Source organism: Streptomyces sp. KR55, from assembly GCF_052245645.1.
GTDB lineage: Bacteria > Actinomycetota > Actinomycetes > Streptomycetales > Streptomycetaceae > Streptomyces > Streptomyces flavusporus.
Genome location: NZ_JBQQCE010000212.1, coordinates 1 through 15,942, shown reverse-complemented (window position 1 = coordinate 15,942; position 15,942 = coordinate 1). Strand labels below are relative to the sequence as shown.

Here is a 15,942-nt window from a genome sequence, read left to right as displayed (position 1 = left end):
TCCCGTCACCGGCTCGGCCCCAGCCAGACACGTCAGCGTCTTGTTGCGCTCCCGCGGCGCCAGCAACCCGGTCAGGTACTGGCGAAAGCCCCGACGCTGAGCCAGAGAGTCGAACAGATCGTCGAAGCCGGCAGCGTACTGCTCCAATGGGCCCGGAGCCGGCGGACACGGACGACGAGCAGTCATCACACCCACCCCTACTCGGCCTTCTACTGCGACCACTGACCCACGTCAACAAACCACCGCTAGTGCCGTAGCAGCCGACGTTTGCCCCATAACCGCCTGGGGCGTCATCTCGTGCTGAGTGGTGCGCTCTTCTCAGTGTCGAGCCGGTGGTCCGCCCAGATGTGGCTTTCGGGAGGCAGGTCGGTGACGGGCACCACTCGGAGGCCGTCGCTTGTCCCGACGATGACCTTCAGGGCTGGGAAGTAGTCCAGAAGGACCTGGCGGCAGCGGACACGTGGGGGCACGCCGCCTCGGTCGCGATCACCTACGGAGGCAATGGCGTCCACGTAACAGGCCCCCTGGGCGGCAGCAGCGCGGATCAGGACCAGCTCCGCGCCGGGGCCTCCGGTGCGGTGATAGGCGTTCACCGCGGCGACGATCCAGCCGTCTCGGGCGCGGACCGCGCCGCCATGGTGTGGTTGTCGCCCCGGCAACGTTTGGCCGCGACGTGGGCCGCGGAAGTCCGCCAGCTTGGTCAGACTCCAGGTCGAAAAGGGCAGGTCGTGTCGGTCGGCTTGGAGCCACCCTCGGCGACGCCGAGCTGCCCTGGCCAGTAAGAACAGAACCGAACGGGGCCGCCAACCCAGTAAGGCCGGAACAGACCGCCGCCGGTGGCCCAGACGCATCAGCGGTGCACGTGTCAGTCCGAGGCAGAGAGGAGGGGCTCAGTGGCGACACCTCCCCCTCAACCCCCCGCACCGGGGCGGCTGAATGAGAGCTGTGCGGAGCGCCGTGCTCGGTTCGAGCAGGACGCGCTGGCGCATCGGCGATCCCTGCTCGCCGCCGCTCGGAGCATGGCGCGTAACCCGGCCGACGCAGAGGACCTTTTGCAGGAAGCGTATGCGCGAGCGTATGCGTCGTTCGATCAGTACCGTCCTGGAACGAATTTTGGCGCGTGGGTGCGAAGAATACTCGTGAACCAATACATCAACGCGTACCGCAAAGAACAGCGTCGGCCGCGCCAGCACCTTGTAGCAGACGCCGGCGAACAGCAACTGCCACGACTAGTCGCATACGGCGACCAGGCGTTCGACTCCGCCGAATCCGCCGTCCTGTCCCACTTGGCCAGCTCGGACCTCAAGGCGGCCCTCCGCATGGTCCCCCCGGTCCGCCGTACGGCCGTGTACCTGGCAGACGTTGAGGGATTCAGCTACAAGGAGATCGCGGACTTCATGGGGACCCCTGTGGGCACCGTCATGTCCCGCATCCACCGCGGCCGGAAGCAACTGCGCAGCCTGCTATCTCAATACAGGAGTGGGGGACAAGCGTCCTGACCGGTCGTGCAACCAGAGCCATAGGCGAGCCGAGTTCCGGCCGGGTCACGTCCGCTTGCTCTAATCTCAAGCGGCTGCTGCGAGGCGAACCGGCTGCTCCTCGGCGGGGTGGGCATCGCGGCGTAAGGCCTGGCAAACGACATCGGAGAGCCTGTGCTTGAGAGCACGGATTGCTTCGGTGCTCGTGTCCCGGCCTCGCGGCGGCGCTGCAGGTGGGCCCGTGCCTCGGGGTGATAGTGAGCCCGCGTGATCGCAATGCGGTGTAGGCGACGTGAGTTGTCGGTTTCCCATGCGGCTGAGGTGGTGACGTTCTCGGTTGCCGAACCCCACTGTCGGCGGTCTCTCAAAATGGGCTCTGTCCCTCGTTGTGTGGAGGGTGACGCTGAGTCGCTGAACTAGCCCTTCGTATCTCGTAGTTGAGATCAGGCGCTTGTGCGCGGGCGCGCGGCGGAATCGGGAATGCATCCGATGCTCTGCGTCTGCGCCGTCCAGGGCGCCGCCAGTATCCCCACCCTCAGGCGGTATGAACGACGTGCAGATGCCCCTGACGAAGCTGCTGTTCCCGCTCATCCCGGGCGTGGTGACCACGGGGGTCGTGAGAGCAGGGCCTCGGCGTAGTCGCGTGACGTCTGTTTCGTGATCATGTGAGTCCGAGGAGGGTGAGTGGTCGGTTGGCGTCGCGGGCGTTGTGACGGAGGCCGGCGGCGATGTTGCTCTTCCCGGCGAGGCGAAGGGCGCCGATGGCGAGGTTGCGCCAGGTCGCCATGGCGCGGGGTGCGGAGCCGGTTCGCAGCTGGGAGGCGTCCTCGGCGAATGTCATGTCTCGGACGTGGTGCAGGGCTTCGATCTTCCAGTGGCTCCGGATCAGCCGGGCGAGCTCGGCGGGTGTGGCCTGTTCCGCAGTGAGGCTGGTGACCGCGTAGACGGTCTTGATGCTGACCTTGCCGGTCTTGCGGTCCACTCGGTGGCGCTTGAGCTGGACGGCCTGGCGGGCGCCGGGAAAGAGCAGGCTGTTTACCGTGCACACCTTGATGCGGCGGATCTCGCCGCGGCCGTGGCCGGTGTCGCGGGTGCGGTCCTGCAGCGGGACCTGCTTCCAGGGAAGGGACTTGAGCTGCTTGTGGAGCTTCTTCTGGTTTCCTTTCACGGTCACGATGTAGTGCGCGCCTCGGCCGAGCAGGTAGCTGGCGTGCTCGCGCTGGGTGTGCATGGCGTCGCTGGTCACGACCACGCCCGCCAGTTCGGCGAGGGTCTCCAGCAGAGGCTGGAAGCAGGTGATCTAACCCGAAAATACCCATGGCTGGTGCGGTGGCGTGGTCGGGCTCGGCTTATACCGCCTTGGGGGCGATGGTCACGTCGTGGCCGAGCGCTTCCAGTTGGCGGATGAGACCTCTGGTTCGGGCGGCGGAGTTGACGACGCGCAGATGGTAGTCGGATCCGAGGTCGTGGAAGCGGGCGTCAGGATCGCTCAGCAGATGCCAGACGATCACGAGGATGGATCGGGCGACGGCGACCAGCGCCTTGCCGTGGCCCCGGCGTTTGACGAGGCGTTTGTATCGGGCGCCGAGGAAGGTGTTGGTGCGTGCGGCAGCCATGGCGGCTTCGCCCAGGGCGCCCTTCAACCAGGGATTGCCCTGGCCGGTGCCGCCGGGAAAGTTCTTGCCAGCTGACTGGATGGTACGTGGCGAGAGCTTCGCCCATGAGACCAGGTGACCAGCGGTGGGGAAGACGGACATGTCGAGTCCGATCTCCGCCAGGATGACCTGCGCGGTGGCGGGGCCGATCCCGGGGATCTCGTCCAGACGCTGCTGTGGTGTCAGACCGTCGGCGTCGGGCACGTCCGCGTCGCGGCTGAGCTCTGCGAGCCTGTCGGTGATACGAGTCGTCAGCTCGTCGATCTGGCTCTGAAGTCGGTCGATGGCCTCCAGCAGGGTGCCGAGCAAGTAGGCGTGGTGTTCGTCGAACTGGCCGGTCAGCGCCGCCGTCAGCGCCTCTCGCTTCGACTTGGCCTTGCCCTGGGCGAGTGCGGCGAGCTCCTGCGGGTCGCGCACCCCGCTGATCAATGCGTCCAGCATCAGCCTGCCGGACAGCCCGAAGATGTTCGCCAGGACGGACGACAGCTTGATCTGGGCGTCTTCCAGGACCTTCTCGACCCGGTGCTTGTGACGCGTGCGTTCTTGCGTGAGCGCGGACCGCAGCCGGGTCAGGTCCCGCAGTTGCCGCAGAGGCCGCTGCGGCACGAACGAGGCCCGCAGCATGCCCCGTTCGGCCAGCTTGGCCAGCCAGACGGCGTCCAGCTTGTCGGTCTTGGGCCGTCCGGGGACGTTCTTCACATCCCTGGCGTTGACCAGCCAGCATTCGAGTCCGCAGGACTCCAGCAGGAAGAAGAACGGTTTCCAGTACACGCCGGTGGCCTCCATCACGACCCGGGTGATGCCCAGCGCATTCAGCCGCGCGCCGAGCTCCAGGATCCCCGCTGTCGTGGAGGCTGCATTCCAGACCTCCTGAACACGCCTCCCCTTCCGGGTGCCGTGTGGGACACGCGTACAGACCATTCCGCCGGCCTTGGCCACATCGATGGCCGCGACCCGTTCCACCAACTCCGCTTCCAGATCCGTCTCGTCGACCGTCACCGCCACCCCTCCTCGCCTCGCGATCGTGCGCACGGCGACGGCCACCCGGGGGTCGGCGAGGGAAGACGAGAATCTAACCCGCGTGCTCGAAGCAACAGTGCGCAGCCCCTCTGGGTCGGCCCCGGCACCAGACTCATTACGGACTCGTCCACCCACAGATCATCGGCGTCGGACGGGCAGCCGCCCCGCAATCCATTTTCACGACTGCGCCGACGTCCGGTATGCCGGATACAGAGACTCGTTGGTCTTCTCGCCTACGTCGAGTTGGGCGAGGACCAGGCCGGAGAGGTGGTCGCAGGCGGCGAGCAGATGAATCTTGCGGCCCGTGGCCCTGGCCGCTCCGCGTAGGGTCTTGCCGTCGACCGCCACTGCGTGCAGTTGACCGTCGGCCCCAGCGCGCCGGTCGGCCAGCCAGCGGCCCACCGCCCGGTCCAACGCGTCGCCGTCGATGCGGCCCAGCAGCCGCCGCACCGTCGCCTCCGCCGGCAGGCACCGCTTCGGGGACAGCGGATCAGGCCGTACACCAAGGCGCTTCAGGACGGACGGCGGGGCGTCGGTGATCCACTCGCCCACCGCCGGCAGGGAGGTCGCTCCGGCCAGAACCGCGCACGCGGTCAGCGCGAGCACGACGACCAGAGCGTGCCGTACGCCGCGCGGATCGCGAGGGTCGGGAACCTCGGCCAGTCGCTCCAGCAGGCCCGGGATCTCCTCGGGCACGGCCTCGGGATGCTCGCGGAGTTGGTCAAAGGCAGGCAGGATCGGCGATGCTGCGTCGGCAGGCACGGTCTTCCACTAGGGTCACGGGGCGTCGAGAGCTCCATGATCTTGGAAGGGCACGTCAGTCAGCTGCGGCGTCCTCGGCCTCCCAGCGCAGCAGGTCGCCTGGCTGGCACTTGAGCACCTCGCAGAGCGCGGCGAGGGTCGCGAAGCGCACCGCCTTGGCGCGGCCGTTCTTGAGTACCGCCAGGTTGGCGGGTGTGATCCCTACGCGGTCCGCGAGCTCGCCCACGGACATCTTCCGCCTGGCCAGCATCACGTCGATGTCGACGGCGATCGGCATCAGATCACCTCGTCCAGCTCGGCCTGCATCTGCGCCGCTTCGACGTCGCGCGCGACGGCCTGGGCGAGCAGCATCCGCAGCACGCGCACGATGAGCGCGACTCCCAGGATGGCCACGCCAACCCCGCCCATGATGACGGTGACGCCCGGGTCGTCCCGCTGGCCCGGCGCATTGATGGCTGTGACCGCGAACCACACGAGGGCAGCCGCCACGATCGCGCCGATCACGCCGTCCACGTACCGGAAGGCGGCGTGGGAGAACACGGTTCCGTGTCGCACCATCGTCACCAGCCGCCATACGCAGACCAGGGCGACCTGGACCGACACCATGCCCAGGATCGTGATCACGCGCAGCGCGGTCAGCGGGAGCGACCCGTCCTCCGGGTCGCTCCCGCTGACCAATGTCCACACCATCAATGCCTGCACGAACACGGTGCCGGCGAGCACCACCACGAGCAGGGCGCGCAGCGCACGCACGGTCAGCTTTCCCATGACCCATCCTTCCATCGAAGCGCGATCGAAATCTATCGAGATTCGATAGATGAAGCAAGGGCTGGGACGGAGGGTGGGCGGCAGTTTCGCACGGTGGCGGGACGTCGCCGCCTCCCATGGCACGGCGGTTGCGCGAACCGTCTTGATCTTGTCGAAGTCGGCCTCACTTGAACACAAATCGGACGCCACCCGACTACGCCGAAGCCCTGGCCATCTGGTTGGCCTTCTTGCTGGGAATCGCTATCTCCCTGGCCGCAAACATCGCGGCAGCACCGGCATTGGAATGGAAGCCGGTATTGGTCGCCTGTCGCATTGCTGCTCTCGGTCGAACTTCTGGTGCACCGTACGGCCGATCCAGGCACCCACGGCACAGCACGGCTGAAGGAAGACAACGCCATGGCGGGTTGGCGCTCTGCACAACAGGGGGATGATCCCTTGCTGGAGCAGGCGAAGATGCTTGATGCCCGACACCGGGAACTGCATCAGCGCCCTGCGTCGGCGGAAACGCTGCGGAAGGAGCTGCACATCGGCGCGGCTCGGTCGAGACAGCTCACTGCTCTCGTCAGGAATAGTCGGGCCAACGGCAAGGGCAGCTACGTATTGCGTGATGAGGTGGAAGCGAAGGAACAGAGGCGCCCTGAATGATGGCCGGGGAGGCACCAGCAGGTTCTTCGTCTGCTGATGGTACGACACTCGCACCCCTGATGACCAGAGGAAACAGGCGGCTCGGTGCTCTTTGGGAGGTTGCTGGTCCGGGAATGGTCCGGATCTTGGTCGGGGGTGGACGTGCTGCTGCGCTGAACGTTCGGCAGTCATGTATCCGGAGCCTGGTACGACATGGCACTGGACCGGGCGCCGGTCGACGCCGCGGGCTTGGGACTGCTGACCGGCATCCGTACCCAGTCCGCGGTGATGCTCGCCGACCTGGCTCGTACGTTCGACGCGGTCGTCTCGGTCCCGACCGTTACGCGGGACCGGACTGTCGCGTTCTGAGTCGACCCGCGTCATGAGGCGGGTGGGGCACCGAGCACGGGCTCTTGCCCGCCTCCTGTGGTACGGGCCGGGCGGTCGGTGTGCCGTGCCGTGTGCCGCACGTGGGGCCGCCGGCCCGCGTGGAAGACGTGAGTCCCGCTCACCGGGAACTACGACGGACACGGCCGGCTCGCGGGTGGGAATGTCGCCTGCATCGGGTGTGTCCCGTGCGCGACGGCGCGCGGACCGCCGGAGGGAAGGCGGGGTGGTCGGTGACGAAGCGCGGTCCGGCGCTTCGACCCGCGATCCGGGCGGAGTCGACTGCCCAGATGTCAGCCGACGGCGGAGGCCTTGGGGGAGGGAGCGGTCAGACCCGCCGTCAGGAACGCGACGACCGTCTCCGCCTCCGGGAAGGCCGGTTCGGTGGAGACGGCGTCGTCCGGGGCGAGGGGACGCCCGTACACCTCGAGGAGCATGGTGAACGCCAGCCGCCAGCGGCCCGCGATCTCGTGCACGGAGAGATTCGGAAGGACTCTGCCCAGTATCACTTCGAACGGTGCGGTACCGAACCAGGGTGACTGGATGAGCGGGCGGTCGGTCTTCAAAGACGTCTGGGCGAGCAGTCGGCAGAGCATCCGTCCGCGCTTCGAGCGGACCAGCTCGTCGAACGGCTCGACGACGGCTGCGACCAGTGAGCGGATGTCCAGCGACGACTTCCCCGTGGCGTCCGCGGGCGACTGTTCGGCCACGCCTTCCAGCCTGCCGCGCCAGAGCGGGGAGCGCTCGCTCTCCAGCAGCGCCGTCACCAGTCCATGCCACTCCACCTCGCCAACCTCGCCGCCCGCTACATTCAGCGACGCACGGAGCGTGGTAGGTGAGTCACCTGCGCGAACGGCGACCTCTCCCGAACAGCTCGTGGAGGGGCACCGGCGTGTGAGGAACGACGGCCGGGATCGTGGCAGAGCTAACACCCAGAAGAGCGGACGCGGCGAGAAACGCGTCTACCGCTGTTCACAGTGCCACGGTTATCACCTCACGAGTGACCCGAAGCGGTAGCCGGTAGGGACACGGCGCCCAGTACGCCGTGAAGCGGATCTTCAGGCCACCAGCTGAAGCAGTCGAAGAAGTTGCCGGGTAGCCTCCACCGCTTCGCGTTCGGCCTCGGGCGCGTCGACGTCCCAGTGGGCGACGCTGTCGCGGAACTTCTTCACGACGTCCAGGCGTTCCAGGAAACTCTGCTGGTCGAAGGGCCAGTTGAGCTGCTGCCACAGTTCCGGCTCCTGGAATACGTGCCAGTACTCGCCGAGAGTGATCTGCCCCTTCTTATCAGCAATGGCCGGGAGTCATCTCCTACAAGGTTCTCCGCAGGTGAGGCGTGTTTGGCCCACTGGTATATAGATCGTTTGGGAGAACTTTGGGAGAAAAGTGGCGCCATCCGTCCCCAAAGATCTTTCCGTGGTCAGGTGACGGACCGTCATCGCCTACCTCGGCTGGGGCGCGATCCTCGGCGCCGCTGGACCATCCCCGCGGGTGCGGGGAGCAGGGGCGAAGATCCCGCGGGCGGTCGGGGTGGTGGGGACCATCCCCGTGGGTGCGGGGAGCAGAGCACCGGGCGAGCGCGGAGAAGAGACGGAGGGGGACCATCCCCGCGGGTGCGGGAGCAGCCGAGCGTGGCGTAGCCCTCCAGGTCCAGCACGGGACCATCCCCGCGGGCGCGGGGAGCAGGAGAAGTTCTGGCTCGGCAAGACGGGCCACACGGGACCATCCCCGCGGGTGCGGGGAGCAGGCCGACGGCCGCTTCCCCGTCGTGATCGAAGAGGGACCATCCCCGCGGGTGCGGGGAGCAGAGCACGTCGTCGTTCTCGATCAGGCCCGCGTGGGGACCATCCCCGCGGGTGCGGGGAGCAGACTGGCGGGTCAGTTCAGTTGGGTGGCGTGCCGGGACCATCCCTGCGGGTGCGGGGAGCAGATCGACGCACCGGTGAGCCGTACCGGCTACCAGGGACCATCCCCGCGGGTGCGGGGAGCAGTCGCCGGGGACGTGCTCCACGACCTCCACGTTGGGACCATCCCCGCGGGTGCGGGGAGCAGGCCCCACTGGCGGGCCATCCTCGACCACACCTGGGACCATCCCCGCGGGTGCGGGGAGCAGTCCCAGAGCGCAGAGACGGAGCAGCTCGGGTTGGGACCATCCCCGCGGGTGCGGGGAGCAGAAGGATCAGCTCAGCGGGGGCCGCTGGTTCCAGGGACCATCTGAGAGCGGACAGCGCAAGATCCTTGTAGGCGGACACGTCGGGTCCCGCTCCACGGACAGTTGATCTCCCTGTTCAGAGGGCTGTTCGTGTGAATCCCGATCATCAATTCCGAACTGATGATCCCTCCGGGGGTTGGCTCGGTGCTGCCACGCACGAGCCGAGCTGTCTTCCCCCGGAGGGATCGTTGAAGAAGTCTGACAGGGAGATCATGGAAATCTTCGAGGCCCTGGATGCCACCGAGTGTGCGCATTCGGCCGCCCAGCTGGCGGGGGTCGATCCCAAGACCGTGCGCAGGTACGCACGGATGAGGGACGCGGGTCGCCCGGTTGCGGGGCCGGTCGCCCGGGCGAAGCTGATCGACCCGTTCATGCCGAAGATCGAGGAGTGGGTCGAACGCTCGCAGGGCAGGGTGCGGGCCGACAAGCTCCACGAGCGCCTGGTCCTGCTCGGTTTCACCGGCGACGAGCGGACCACCCGCCGCGCGGTCGCCCGCGCGAAGGAACGCTGGAACGCCGGCCACCGCAGAACCTATCGCCCGTGGATCACCGAGCCGGGGCTGTGGATGCAATTCGACTGGGGATGGGGCCCGAAAGTCCCAGGTCCAAGCGGTGAGGACGAGCGGCAGACGCTGCTGTTCTGCGCCTGGCTGGCTTGGTCGAGGTTCCGGGTGGTGATCCCGACCTGGGACCGCACCCTGCCCACCGTGGTTTCCTGCCTGGATTCCACGCTCCGGGCGGTCGGCGGGGTCCCGGCCTATGTCCTGACCGACAACGAGAAGACGATGACCATCGACCGGGTCGCCGGCGTCGCGGTCCGCCACCCTCAAGTCGTCGCCGCGGGACGCCACTACGGCCTGCAAGTACATACGTGTGTCCCGTTCGACCCGGAGTCCAAGGGCGGCTCCGAGGCGACCGTGCGGATCGCGAAGGCGGACCTGGTGCCCACGGACGCGAACCTGCGGAACAAGTACGACAGCTTCGCCGAACTCCGGGTCGCCTGCGCGGTGTTCTGCCAGCAGGTCAACAACCGCGTCCACCGCGAGACCGGGAAGACCCCGTCCTCGATGCTGGATATCGAGAAGTCGAGGCTGCACCCGCTTCCCGTGTCTCCTCACACCCTCGCGCTCGGCGAATCACGGCAGGTGTTGCGGGACCAGACGGTCCGCTTCGGCTCCGTGCGCTATTCGACCCCGCCCGGCCTGGTCGGCGAGGAAGCCTTCGTCCGCGTCGACGGCGACGAACTCGTCATCGTCGTCGACCTCTCCCACCTGGTCCGCCGGCCCGAGTGGATGCACGGCCCCGCGGGCCTGACCGAGGTCGCCCGCCACCAACTGTCCCTGCCCGGACGGCCGGTGATCGATCTCTCCCACTACCCCGGCCATCCGCAGGACATGGACGGCGGCCCGCGCCAGCCCCGGCCGAAGCCGGTCAACGAAGCGGAGAAGGCATTCCTCGAACTCGGCCCCGGCGCGAAGTCCTGGCTGATCGAGGCCGCCGCGGCCGGCACCGCCCGGATGCGGGTGAAGATGGCGTCCGCCGTCGAACTCGCCGCTCTGGTCGGCGTCGGCGAGGTCGACATCGCTCTCGGACTCGCGGCGACCGCCGGACGCTTCGCCGAGGACGACCTGATGTCGATCGTCCAGCACCGCCGCCATGGCTCCCGCCCCGCGGACCTGGTCGTCGCCGACGAAGCCCACTCCGTCCAGCCGGGCACCTCGGCCTGGGCCGGCTTCGGCCGCAAGCCCGCCTGATCTCCCTCTCCCGGGCCGCTTTACGGCCCGGGAGAGGCACAACCGAACAACACTGCAAGGAAAGGACGTTGACGATGACCACGCCCGTGATGGACCCCGCCGAGGTCGTGCCCGCTCCCGCCCCGACGCCGGTCCCGCCGCCGCCCGTCGCCCCGCCGATCCCGCCCGAGCTGGAGGCCGTGCTGCGGCGGATGCGGTTTCCGTACTTGCGCAAGGCCGCCCCCGAGGTCCTGGCGACCGCGCGCTCCCAACGCTGGGACCCGGCCGAGGTCGTGCGGATTCTCCTGGAAGCGGAGATCAGGGGCCGGGACGAGGCCACCCGCCGCAACCACCGCCGCCTCGCCCAGCTGCCTTCGGGCAAGACCTTCGGCTCCTGGCGGGAGGCCGACTCCTCGATCCCGGCGCCGACCCAGCACGCGCTGATGACGCTGGAGTGGGTCTCCCGGGCGGAGAATCTCGCTGTCGCCGGGCCCTCGGGGACGGGCAAGAGCCACCTCGCGGAGGCCCTGGCGAACAAGGCGATCGACCAGGGCATGAAGGTCGCCTGGTTCACCCTCGAATCGCTCACCGCCCACCTCGGGCGGGCGACCGTCGACAACACGGTCTCCAAGGCCGTCGCGAAGATCACCCGCTGTGACCTCATCGTCGTCGATGACATCGGCATGCTGCCCAGCGGGCAGGCCGCCGCGGAGGCGTTCTACCGCGTGATCGATGCTGCCTACGAGCGCCGGTCCGTGATCGTGACCTCGAACCTCCATCCCTCAGGATTCGATTCGATCATGCCGAAGACGCTGGCCACCGCCGCCGTCGACCGGCTCCTGCACCATGCGCACATCGTCCTGACGGAAGGCTCCTCGCTGCGGCTGACCCAGGCCACCAGCGGTCAGGGCGTCGTCCCGCTGAACCAGCCGGGCTGACCCCGGCCCTCCATCAGACGGGCTCCGGAAGATGACCGAGGTGCTTGATGACGCGCTCACGCAGCAGGACGTACTCCTCCCAGCGGCGCGGCAGAGGGCCCGGCGGGCGCTCGACGACACGGGCAGCAGTGACGGTCTGTCCGAGCTGGAACTGCTCGCGCGTCAGGTCGAGTTCAACACCGCTGGGCAGCCGGTTCCACCAGTGGAAGCCGTGCTGGGTCCCGTCAAGGTGCACCTCACCGACTATGAGATCACCGCCGAAGACGTCGTTGACGACCAAGGCCGTGATGTCACAGTGCCCCCAGGCCGGGTTGCCGGGCTGCCAGTCGGCCTGGTCATCGGGCGAACAGGTGTCGGCGGCCCAACTGGCACGCAGGGCTCTGTCGAGATCGAGCAGGCTCCAAGGGATCATGCCGCCAGCATCGCAGCCACCACTGACATCGCAGATGGCACCGGAGCCGCGAGCCCGACAGGACCGAGCTCGCAGGGGCCGCCGAACAGACGACAAATAGTCGTACCGGACAAGGAGATCAACTGTCCGTCAGCAAGGACTTGAGTTGTCCGCTCACCCGGATGTCGCACTGTCCGTGGACACCATCCCCGCGGGTGCGGGGAGCAGCGACTGTCGAGGGAGTCGAGTAGCTCCTGGACGGGGACCATCCCCGCGGGTGCGGGGAGCAGTCACTGACCCCAAGAGGTTATGGGTCCGGGCCGGGACCATCCCCGCGGGTGCGGGGAGCAGCCGACCCGGCGGGCGGCGACGAACAAGGTGTCGGGACCATCCCCGCGGGTGCGGGGAGCAGCGAGGTAGGAGTCGCAGAGTCCGGCCCGCTTTGGGACCATCCCCGCGGGTGCGGGGAGCAGTGAGCAGCACCCTGAGCGGCTGTGACCTGCAAGGGACCATCCCCGCGGGTGCGGGGAGCAGGAGAGTCACCTGCTGGACATCCAGGCGGAGCTGGGACCATCCCCGCGGGTGCGGGGAGCAGTTGGGGTCCCACACCCAGACGTAGTCGCCGACGGGACCATCCCCGCGGGTGCGGGGAGCAGAGCAACACGACGACGCCAAGCTCGGGCGCCTGGGGACCATCCCCGCGGGTGCGGGGAGCAGCGGCCGGCCAGAGTTTTGGTTTTTGGTTTTTGGGGACCATCCCCGCGGGTGCGGGGAGCAGAGCGCCATCCGGTACCGCTCTACGGCCGCATGGGGACCATCCCCGCGGGTGCGGGGAGCAGTGCCGCATCGACCGCCACATGCGGTACTGGTCGGGACCATCCCCGCGGGTGCGGGGAGCAGACTGCTCGACCTGCGTTTTCAGCGCGGGGAGAGGCCGGGTTCCCCTACTTTCACCGATTCCGGCAATTCAGTCATCTGGCTCATTGTTGGGCACGCCTGCCGAAGCGGCGGCGCTTGGAGGCCTTACTCCAGCCTGGCTTCGGGCCGCCGGTGGCCTGCTGACTACGGTCGTGGGGGCGTCGGATGAGGGTCAGGCCCTCGTGGTCGACGGGGTGCCAAGCGTGGTCGTGGGTGCGGAAGGTGAAGCTCTGCTCGTTGTTGGTGGTGTGGGCGAGCAGGGCGCGGCCTTGGCCCGCGTATTGGCGCACCTCGTCCCACAGGGCGTCGCGGACGCGGGCCGAGGGGTTGCCGATGAAGACGCCGGCGGAGATTTCCAGGAGCCAGCGGGTGAGGAAGCCGCGAAGGCCGGGCGGGCAGTTGGTCAGGACGATGACGGTCACCAGAGCACCTCCTCGATGTCCGGGCCATCGCCTTCGGCATAGTTGCGGCCGGCGGACACCTGGCGTCCGCCGTCGCTGTGGAGGACGACGCGGTCCGTGTCCGCCTTGGCGGCCGCATCCCCTGCCGCGGCATTCGGCAGGAGCAGGGCCTTGATGTCGTCAACGCAGCGGTCCAGCAGGGACGTCTGGTTGATCCGGTCTCGCAGGGCCCGGCGGGTACGGGCGCCCACGTCCTGGTCGTCCTCGGCGGCAACATCGAAGGCGACGGGGATGCCGATCTCGGTCTTGTACAGGTCGGCGATGTCGAGGACGAAGGACAGTTCGTGCCCGGAGTGGACGAAGCCCAGCGCAGGGCTGCAGGCGAGTGAAGCCACGACGGCGTGGGCGATGCCGTACATGCACTGTGCGGCGGCGGTGACGGCCTGGTTGAACAGCGTCCCCGCTGGTGAAGTCGCCCGGGGTGTAACGGCGGCCGCGCCAGGGGACGCCGGTGCGGGCGGCGTGCTCGCGGTAGCAGTCTTTGACCCGGCGGCCCTCGCGGCCGAGGAGCTCCTGCCGGGTGAGACCGGAGGGGTCCTCGTCGGGGAAGCGCAGCCGGTACATGGCACGCGCGACGGCGAGTCGAGTGCGGGGATTGGCCCACTTGGCGGCCTGGGCCTCGACGAGGGCAGCGGAGCGGGTCAGGGCGCGGCCGCCGGCGTAGTAGCGCACCCCGTGCTCGCCGACCCAGGCGATGGCCGCTCCTGTCTCGCCGAGGAGGCTCACCGCCTGGTGGGTGATCCGGGTGCCGGGGCCGAGGAGGGGCGTGCCGATGGTCGCGGACGGGATGGGGGGCGTGCCGGCCGTGTCCGCGGCGGTGGTGGTGTTGGCGTCACGGTGGACGATGCACCGTTCCAGGTAGACGAAGGACAGGCGCTCACCAGTGCGGGTCAGTTGCCTGGGGGTGAGCGCGGGGCGTCGGCCGATGGTGGTCACCGGCTCATCCGGCCGTCGTGGAGAGCGGAACGAGGGTCATCAGTCCGCAGCCGTACGCCTTGGCCTTGCCGAGCCCCTGGGTGAGGGTGGTGCGCAGCCGGTCGGGGTCGGTGACGGTGAGCCGGCCGTCGTAGGTGACGGTGACCAGGGTGACCTGGTGCTGCTTGGACGCGTCGCCCATTCCCTTCTTGGGGAAGGCCAGGTTGCGCTGGTCGCGCACCATCAGTTCGTACCGATCGCCGTGGTGTGGCCTGTTGCGATGGGTGGTACCGCCGGGCAGGAGGCGTTTGTCCGCGGGCTTCTCGCAGATTTGGAATCCGCTGCGTTCCTGGCGTCCTGGATCCAGCAGCCAGTCCATCTGGTGGGTCGTGGTGAGGTGCGCGGTCCGCTTGGTCGGCTCACCCGGCTTCCTGCGGATCTGATGGACCGGGTTGGCCGTGAGGCGGAATGCCCACACGCTCCCCTCGGCCAACCGGTCGAGGAATGGGGTGTAGGGGCGGCTCTGCCAGCCGGGGGCTTCTGCGGTGGCTGCTGCAGGCCAGCCGGCCTGTTCCACGAGATGGGTCATGTCGGGCCGGTCGGGGCTGACGACGTACAGGAGGACCTCGGCGGCCGCGTTGCGGTCCAGCCTCCACAGCACCCGCCGTCCGTCGGGTGTGCCGCTGTCGGTGGGCAGCAGGTGAGGGAACGACGACATTACCGCCGCGTGCAGCGACTGCGGGGAGGAGAGCAGACGCCGGGCCCCCGGGCGCGCGGTGTTGAGACGGAAGCGGGACAGGTACATCAGTTGCTCTCCTCCAGGGCGGCGAGAGGGTCGTGCTCGGGCACGCGCACCGTGGCCGTCGTGACAGCCTGGACATCGGGGTGGGGTACTTCCACGGTCTCGGTGACCACGGGGCGCAGGGCGTGCCGACGGCGCTCAGCCGCGAAGCTGAGGGGCTGATCGCGCAGAAAATCCGCGCCGTCCTCGCTGGAGCCGGCCTCTCGCAGCACGGTCAGGTGAATGGTGGGCTGTCGGCCGCTCCCTTTGCGGTACCAGGGTGCTGCCTGCCACGGTTCATCCCGCAACGCCCGGGCGAGGTCTGCCCCCCGGTGCACACCGAGCCGCACGGGGCGGGCCGGCGGACAGGAGCGCCGGCCGAGGAAGGGAGCGTGGACCGGAGCGCGCAGGGCGGCGTCAAGTGCGTCGACGAGTTCGTCTTCGCCCTCGACGGCCGCGACGAACACGGCGTCGGCCAGGTAGTAGCGCTCCGAGACGGGCATGGACGCCTTGGTGATCTGGTGCCGCGCGGTCTGGTAGTCGCGGACCCGGGTGCCGGGCTGGTCGATGCGGACACCGAAGCGAAGCGTGGCCAGGCGGGCCAGTTCGGCGTCATCGCCTCGGTCCATGCCGCGGGCGGCGGCGAGCATGCCGATGACGCCGCTCTTGGTGGGTGCGGACTCGGTGGTACGTCGGGCGAACCGGGCCGAGGCCCCCCACGCCTGCAGGGGGCCGTCGAGCCGGAGGGTGAGCACGCTCATGCTGGCTTCTCCATGCGCTCGGCGACAGCGCCGCCGACGGCCTCGACGAGCGCGGACAAGGTGGGCGCCTCCTCGCCGACGTCGGCCAGCTTGTCGGTGGCGGATCCGACGCGCAGGACCCAGGTGCGGGTGGACTCC

General features: G+C 68.6%; 15 protein-coding genes, 3 pseudogenes and 2 CRISPR repeat arrays. Of the genes and pseudogenes, 5 read left to right on the top strand and 13 right to left on the bottom strand.

Going from position 1 to position 15,942, the window contains the following annotated elements:
• A pseudogene (locus tag ACTWQJ_RS27955) lies at positions 1 to 186 on the bottom strand (IS701 family transposase); the annotation flags it as partial.
• A gap of 104 nt (positions 187 to 290) precedes the next feature.
• Positions 291 to 685 (bottom strand): annotated as a pseudogene (locus ACTWQJ_RS27950) (cytidine deaminase); the annotation flags it as partial.
• Between the two features lie 151 nt (positions 686 to 836).
• On the opposite strand from ACTWQJ_RS27950, the gene ACTWQJ_RS27945 reads away from it, so the two are divergent.
• Positions 837 to 1,499 (top strand): sigma-70 family RNA polymerase sigma factor, encoded by a 663-nt coding sequence (locus ACTWQJ_RS27945; protein WP_443309309.1) that lies wholly within the window; start codon positions 837 to 839, stop codon positions 1,497 to 1,499.
• Between the two features lie 640 nt (positions 1,500 to 2,139).
• On the opposite strand, the gene ACTWQJ_RS27940 is transcribed toward ACTWQJ_RS27945, so the two are convergent.
• The 5 genes from ACTWQJ_RS27940 to ACTWQJ_RS27920 are packed head-to-tail and all read right to left on the bottom strand — an operon-like array spanning position 2,140 to position 5,683.
• Positions 2,140 to 2,778: an ISAs1 family transposase gene (locus ACTWQJ_RS27940; protein ID WP_443309310.1), complete on the bottom strand. Its 639-nt coding sequence runs from the start codon at positions 2,776 to 2,778 to the stop codon at positions 2,140 to 2,142.
• Positions 2,779 to 2,827: 49 nt separating this feature from the next.
• Positions 2,828 to 4,288: an IS110 family transposase gene (locus ACTWQJ_RS27935; protein ID WP_443309308.1), complete on the bottom strand. Its 1,461-nt coding sequence runs from the start codon at positions 4,286 to 4,288 to the stop codon at positions 2,828 to 2,830.
• 42 nt (positions 4,289 to 4,330) lie between these two features.
• The gene (locus tag ACTWQJ_RS27930) at positions 4,331 to 4,915 is read right to left on the bottom strand and encodes a transposase family protein (RefSeq protein WP_443309307.1); all 585 of its coding nucleotides are present in this window, start codon (positions 4,913 to 4,915) and stop codon (positions 4,331 to 4,333) included.
• A gap of 55 nt (positions 4,916 to 4,970) precedes the next feature.
• A complete protein-coding gene (locus ACTWQJ_RS27925; protein WP_030944397.1) occupies positions 4,971 to 5,192 on the bottom strand; it encodes a helix-turn-helix domain-containing protein in 222 nt (73 codons plus the stop codon).
• A complete protein-coding gene (locus ACTWQJ_RS27920; RefSeq protein WP_181662937.1) occupies positions 5,192 to 5,683 on the bottom strand; it encodes a DUF2975 domain-containing protein in 492 nt (163 codons plus the stop codon). The genes ACTWQJ_RS27925 and ACTWQJ_RS27920 overlap by 1 nt, the downstream gene beginning before the upstream one ends.
• Before the next feature lie 312 nt (positions 5,684 to 5,995).
• Between ACTWQJ_RS27920 and ACTWQJ_RS27915 the strand changes: the two genes are divergently transcribed.
• Both ACTWQJ_RS27915 and ACTWQJ_RS27910 read left to right on the top strand, forming a co-directional pair.
• Complete coding sequence (locus ACTWQJ_RS27915) at positions 5,996 to 6,328, top strand: hypothetical protein (protein ID WP_443309306.1); 333 nt, start codon at positions 5,996 to 5,998, stop codon at positions 6,326 to 6,328.
• Positions 6,329 to 6,520: 192 nt separating this feature from the next.
• The gene (locus ACTWQJ_RS27910) at positions 6,521 to 6,676 is read left to right on the top strand and encodes a hypothetical protein (RefSeq protein WP_443309305.1); all 156 of its coding nucleotides are present in this window, start codon (positions 6,521 to 6,523) and stop codon (positions 6,674 to 6,676) included.
• Positions 6,677 to 6,987: 311 nt separating this feature from the next.
• Here ACTWQJ_RS27910 and ACTWQJ_RS27905 read toward each other — a convergent pair whose 3' ends face one another.
• A complete protein-coding gene (locus tag ACTWQJ_RS27905; protein WP_443309304.1) occupies positions 6,988 to 7,479 on the bottom strand; it encodes a TetR/AcrR family transcriptional regulator in 492 nt (163 codons plus the stop codon).
• Between the two features lie 871 nt (positions 7,480 to 8,350).
• Positions 8,351 to 8,868: direct repeats of the CRISPR family, unit length 29 nt; unit sequence GGGACCATCCCCGCGGGTGCGGGGAGCAG.
• Positions 8,869 to 9,118: 250 nt separating this feature from the next.
• On the opposite strand from ACTWQJ_RS27905, the gene istA reads away from it, so the two are divergent.
• Entirely contained in the window at positions 9,119 to 10,660 is a 1,542-nt protein-coding gene (gene istA / locus ACTWQJ_RS27900) for an IS21 family transposase (protein WP_443309303.1), read from the top strand.
• A 74-nt stretch (positions 10,661 to 10,734) separates the two neighbouring features.
• Positions 10,735 to 11,577, top strand: a complete 843-nt coding sequence (gene istB / locus ACTWQJ_RS27895; protein WP_443309302.1) for an IS21-like element helper ATPase IstB — start codon at positions 10,735 to 10,737, stop codon at positions 11,575 to 11,577.
• A 13-nt stretch (positions 11,578 to 11,590) separates the two neighbouring features.
• Here the strand turns inward: istB and ACTWQJ_RS27890 are convergent, their stop codons facing one another.
• From ACTWQJ_RS27890 to cas5e, 5 genes and pseudogenes are all read right to left on the bottom strand, one after another.
• Positions 11,591 to 11,989: a YunG family protein gene (locus ACTWQJ_RS27890; RefSeq protein ID WP_443309301.1), complete on the bottom strand. Its 399-nt coding sequence runs from the start codon at positions 11,987 to 11,989 to the stop codon at positions 11,591 to 11,593.
• A 178-nt stretch (positions 11,990 to 12,167) separates the two neighbouring features.
• Positions 12,168 to 12,868: a CRISPR direct-repeat array (repeat unit 29 nt; unit sequence GGGACCATCCCCGCGGGTGCGGGGAGCAG).
• An 80-nt stretch (positions 12,869 to 12,948) separates the two neighbouring features.
• Complete coding sequence (gene cas2e / locus ACTWQJ_RS27885; protein ID WP_443309300.1) at positions 12,949 to 13,308, bottom strand: type I-E CRISPR-associated endoribonuclease Cas2e; 360 nt, start codon at positions 13,306 to 13,308, stop codon at positions 12,949 to 12,951.
• Positions 13,305 to 14,283 (bottom strand): annotated as a pseudogene (gene cas1e / locus ACTWQJ_RS27880) (type I-E CRISPR-associated endonuclease Cas1e). Before cas1e ends, cas2e begins: the two are co-directional and overlap by 4 nt.
• A 4-nt stretch (positions 14,284 to 14,287) precedes the next feature.
• Positions 14,288 to 15,067, bottom strand: a complete 780-nt coding sequence (cas6e, locus tag ACTWQJ_RS27875; RefSeq protein ID WP_443309299.1) for a type I-E CRISPR-associated protein Cas6/Cse3/CasE — start codon at positions 15,065 to 15,067, stop codon at positions 14,288 to 14,290.
• Positions 15,067 to 15,804: a type I-E CRISPR-associated protein Cas5/CasD gene (cas5e, locus tag ACTWQJ_RS27870; RefSeq protein ID WP_443309298.1), complete on the bottom strand. Its 738-nt coding sequence runs from the start codon at positions 15,802 to 15,804 to the stop codon at positions 15,067 to 15,069. Before cas5e ends, cas6e begins: the two co-directional genes overlap by 1 nt.
• Positions 15,805 to 15,942 lie beyond the last annotated feature (138 nt).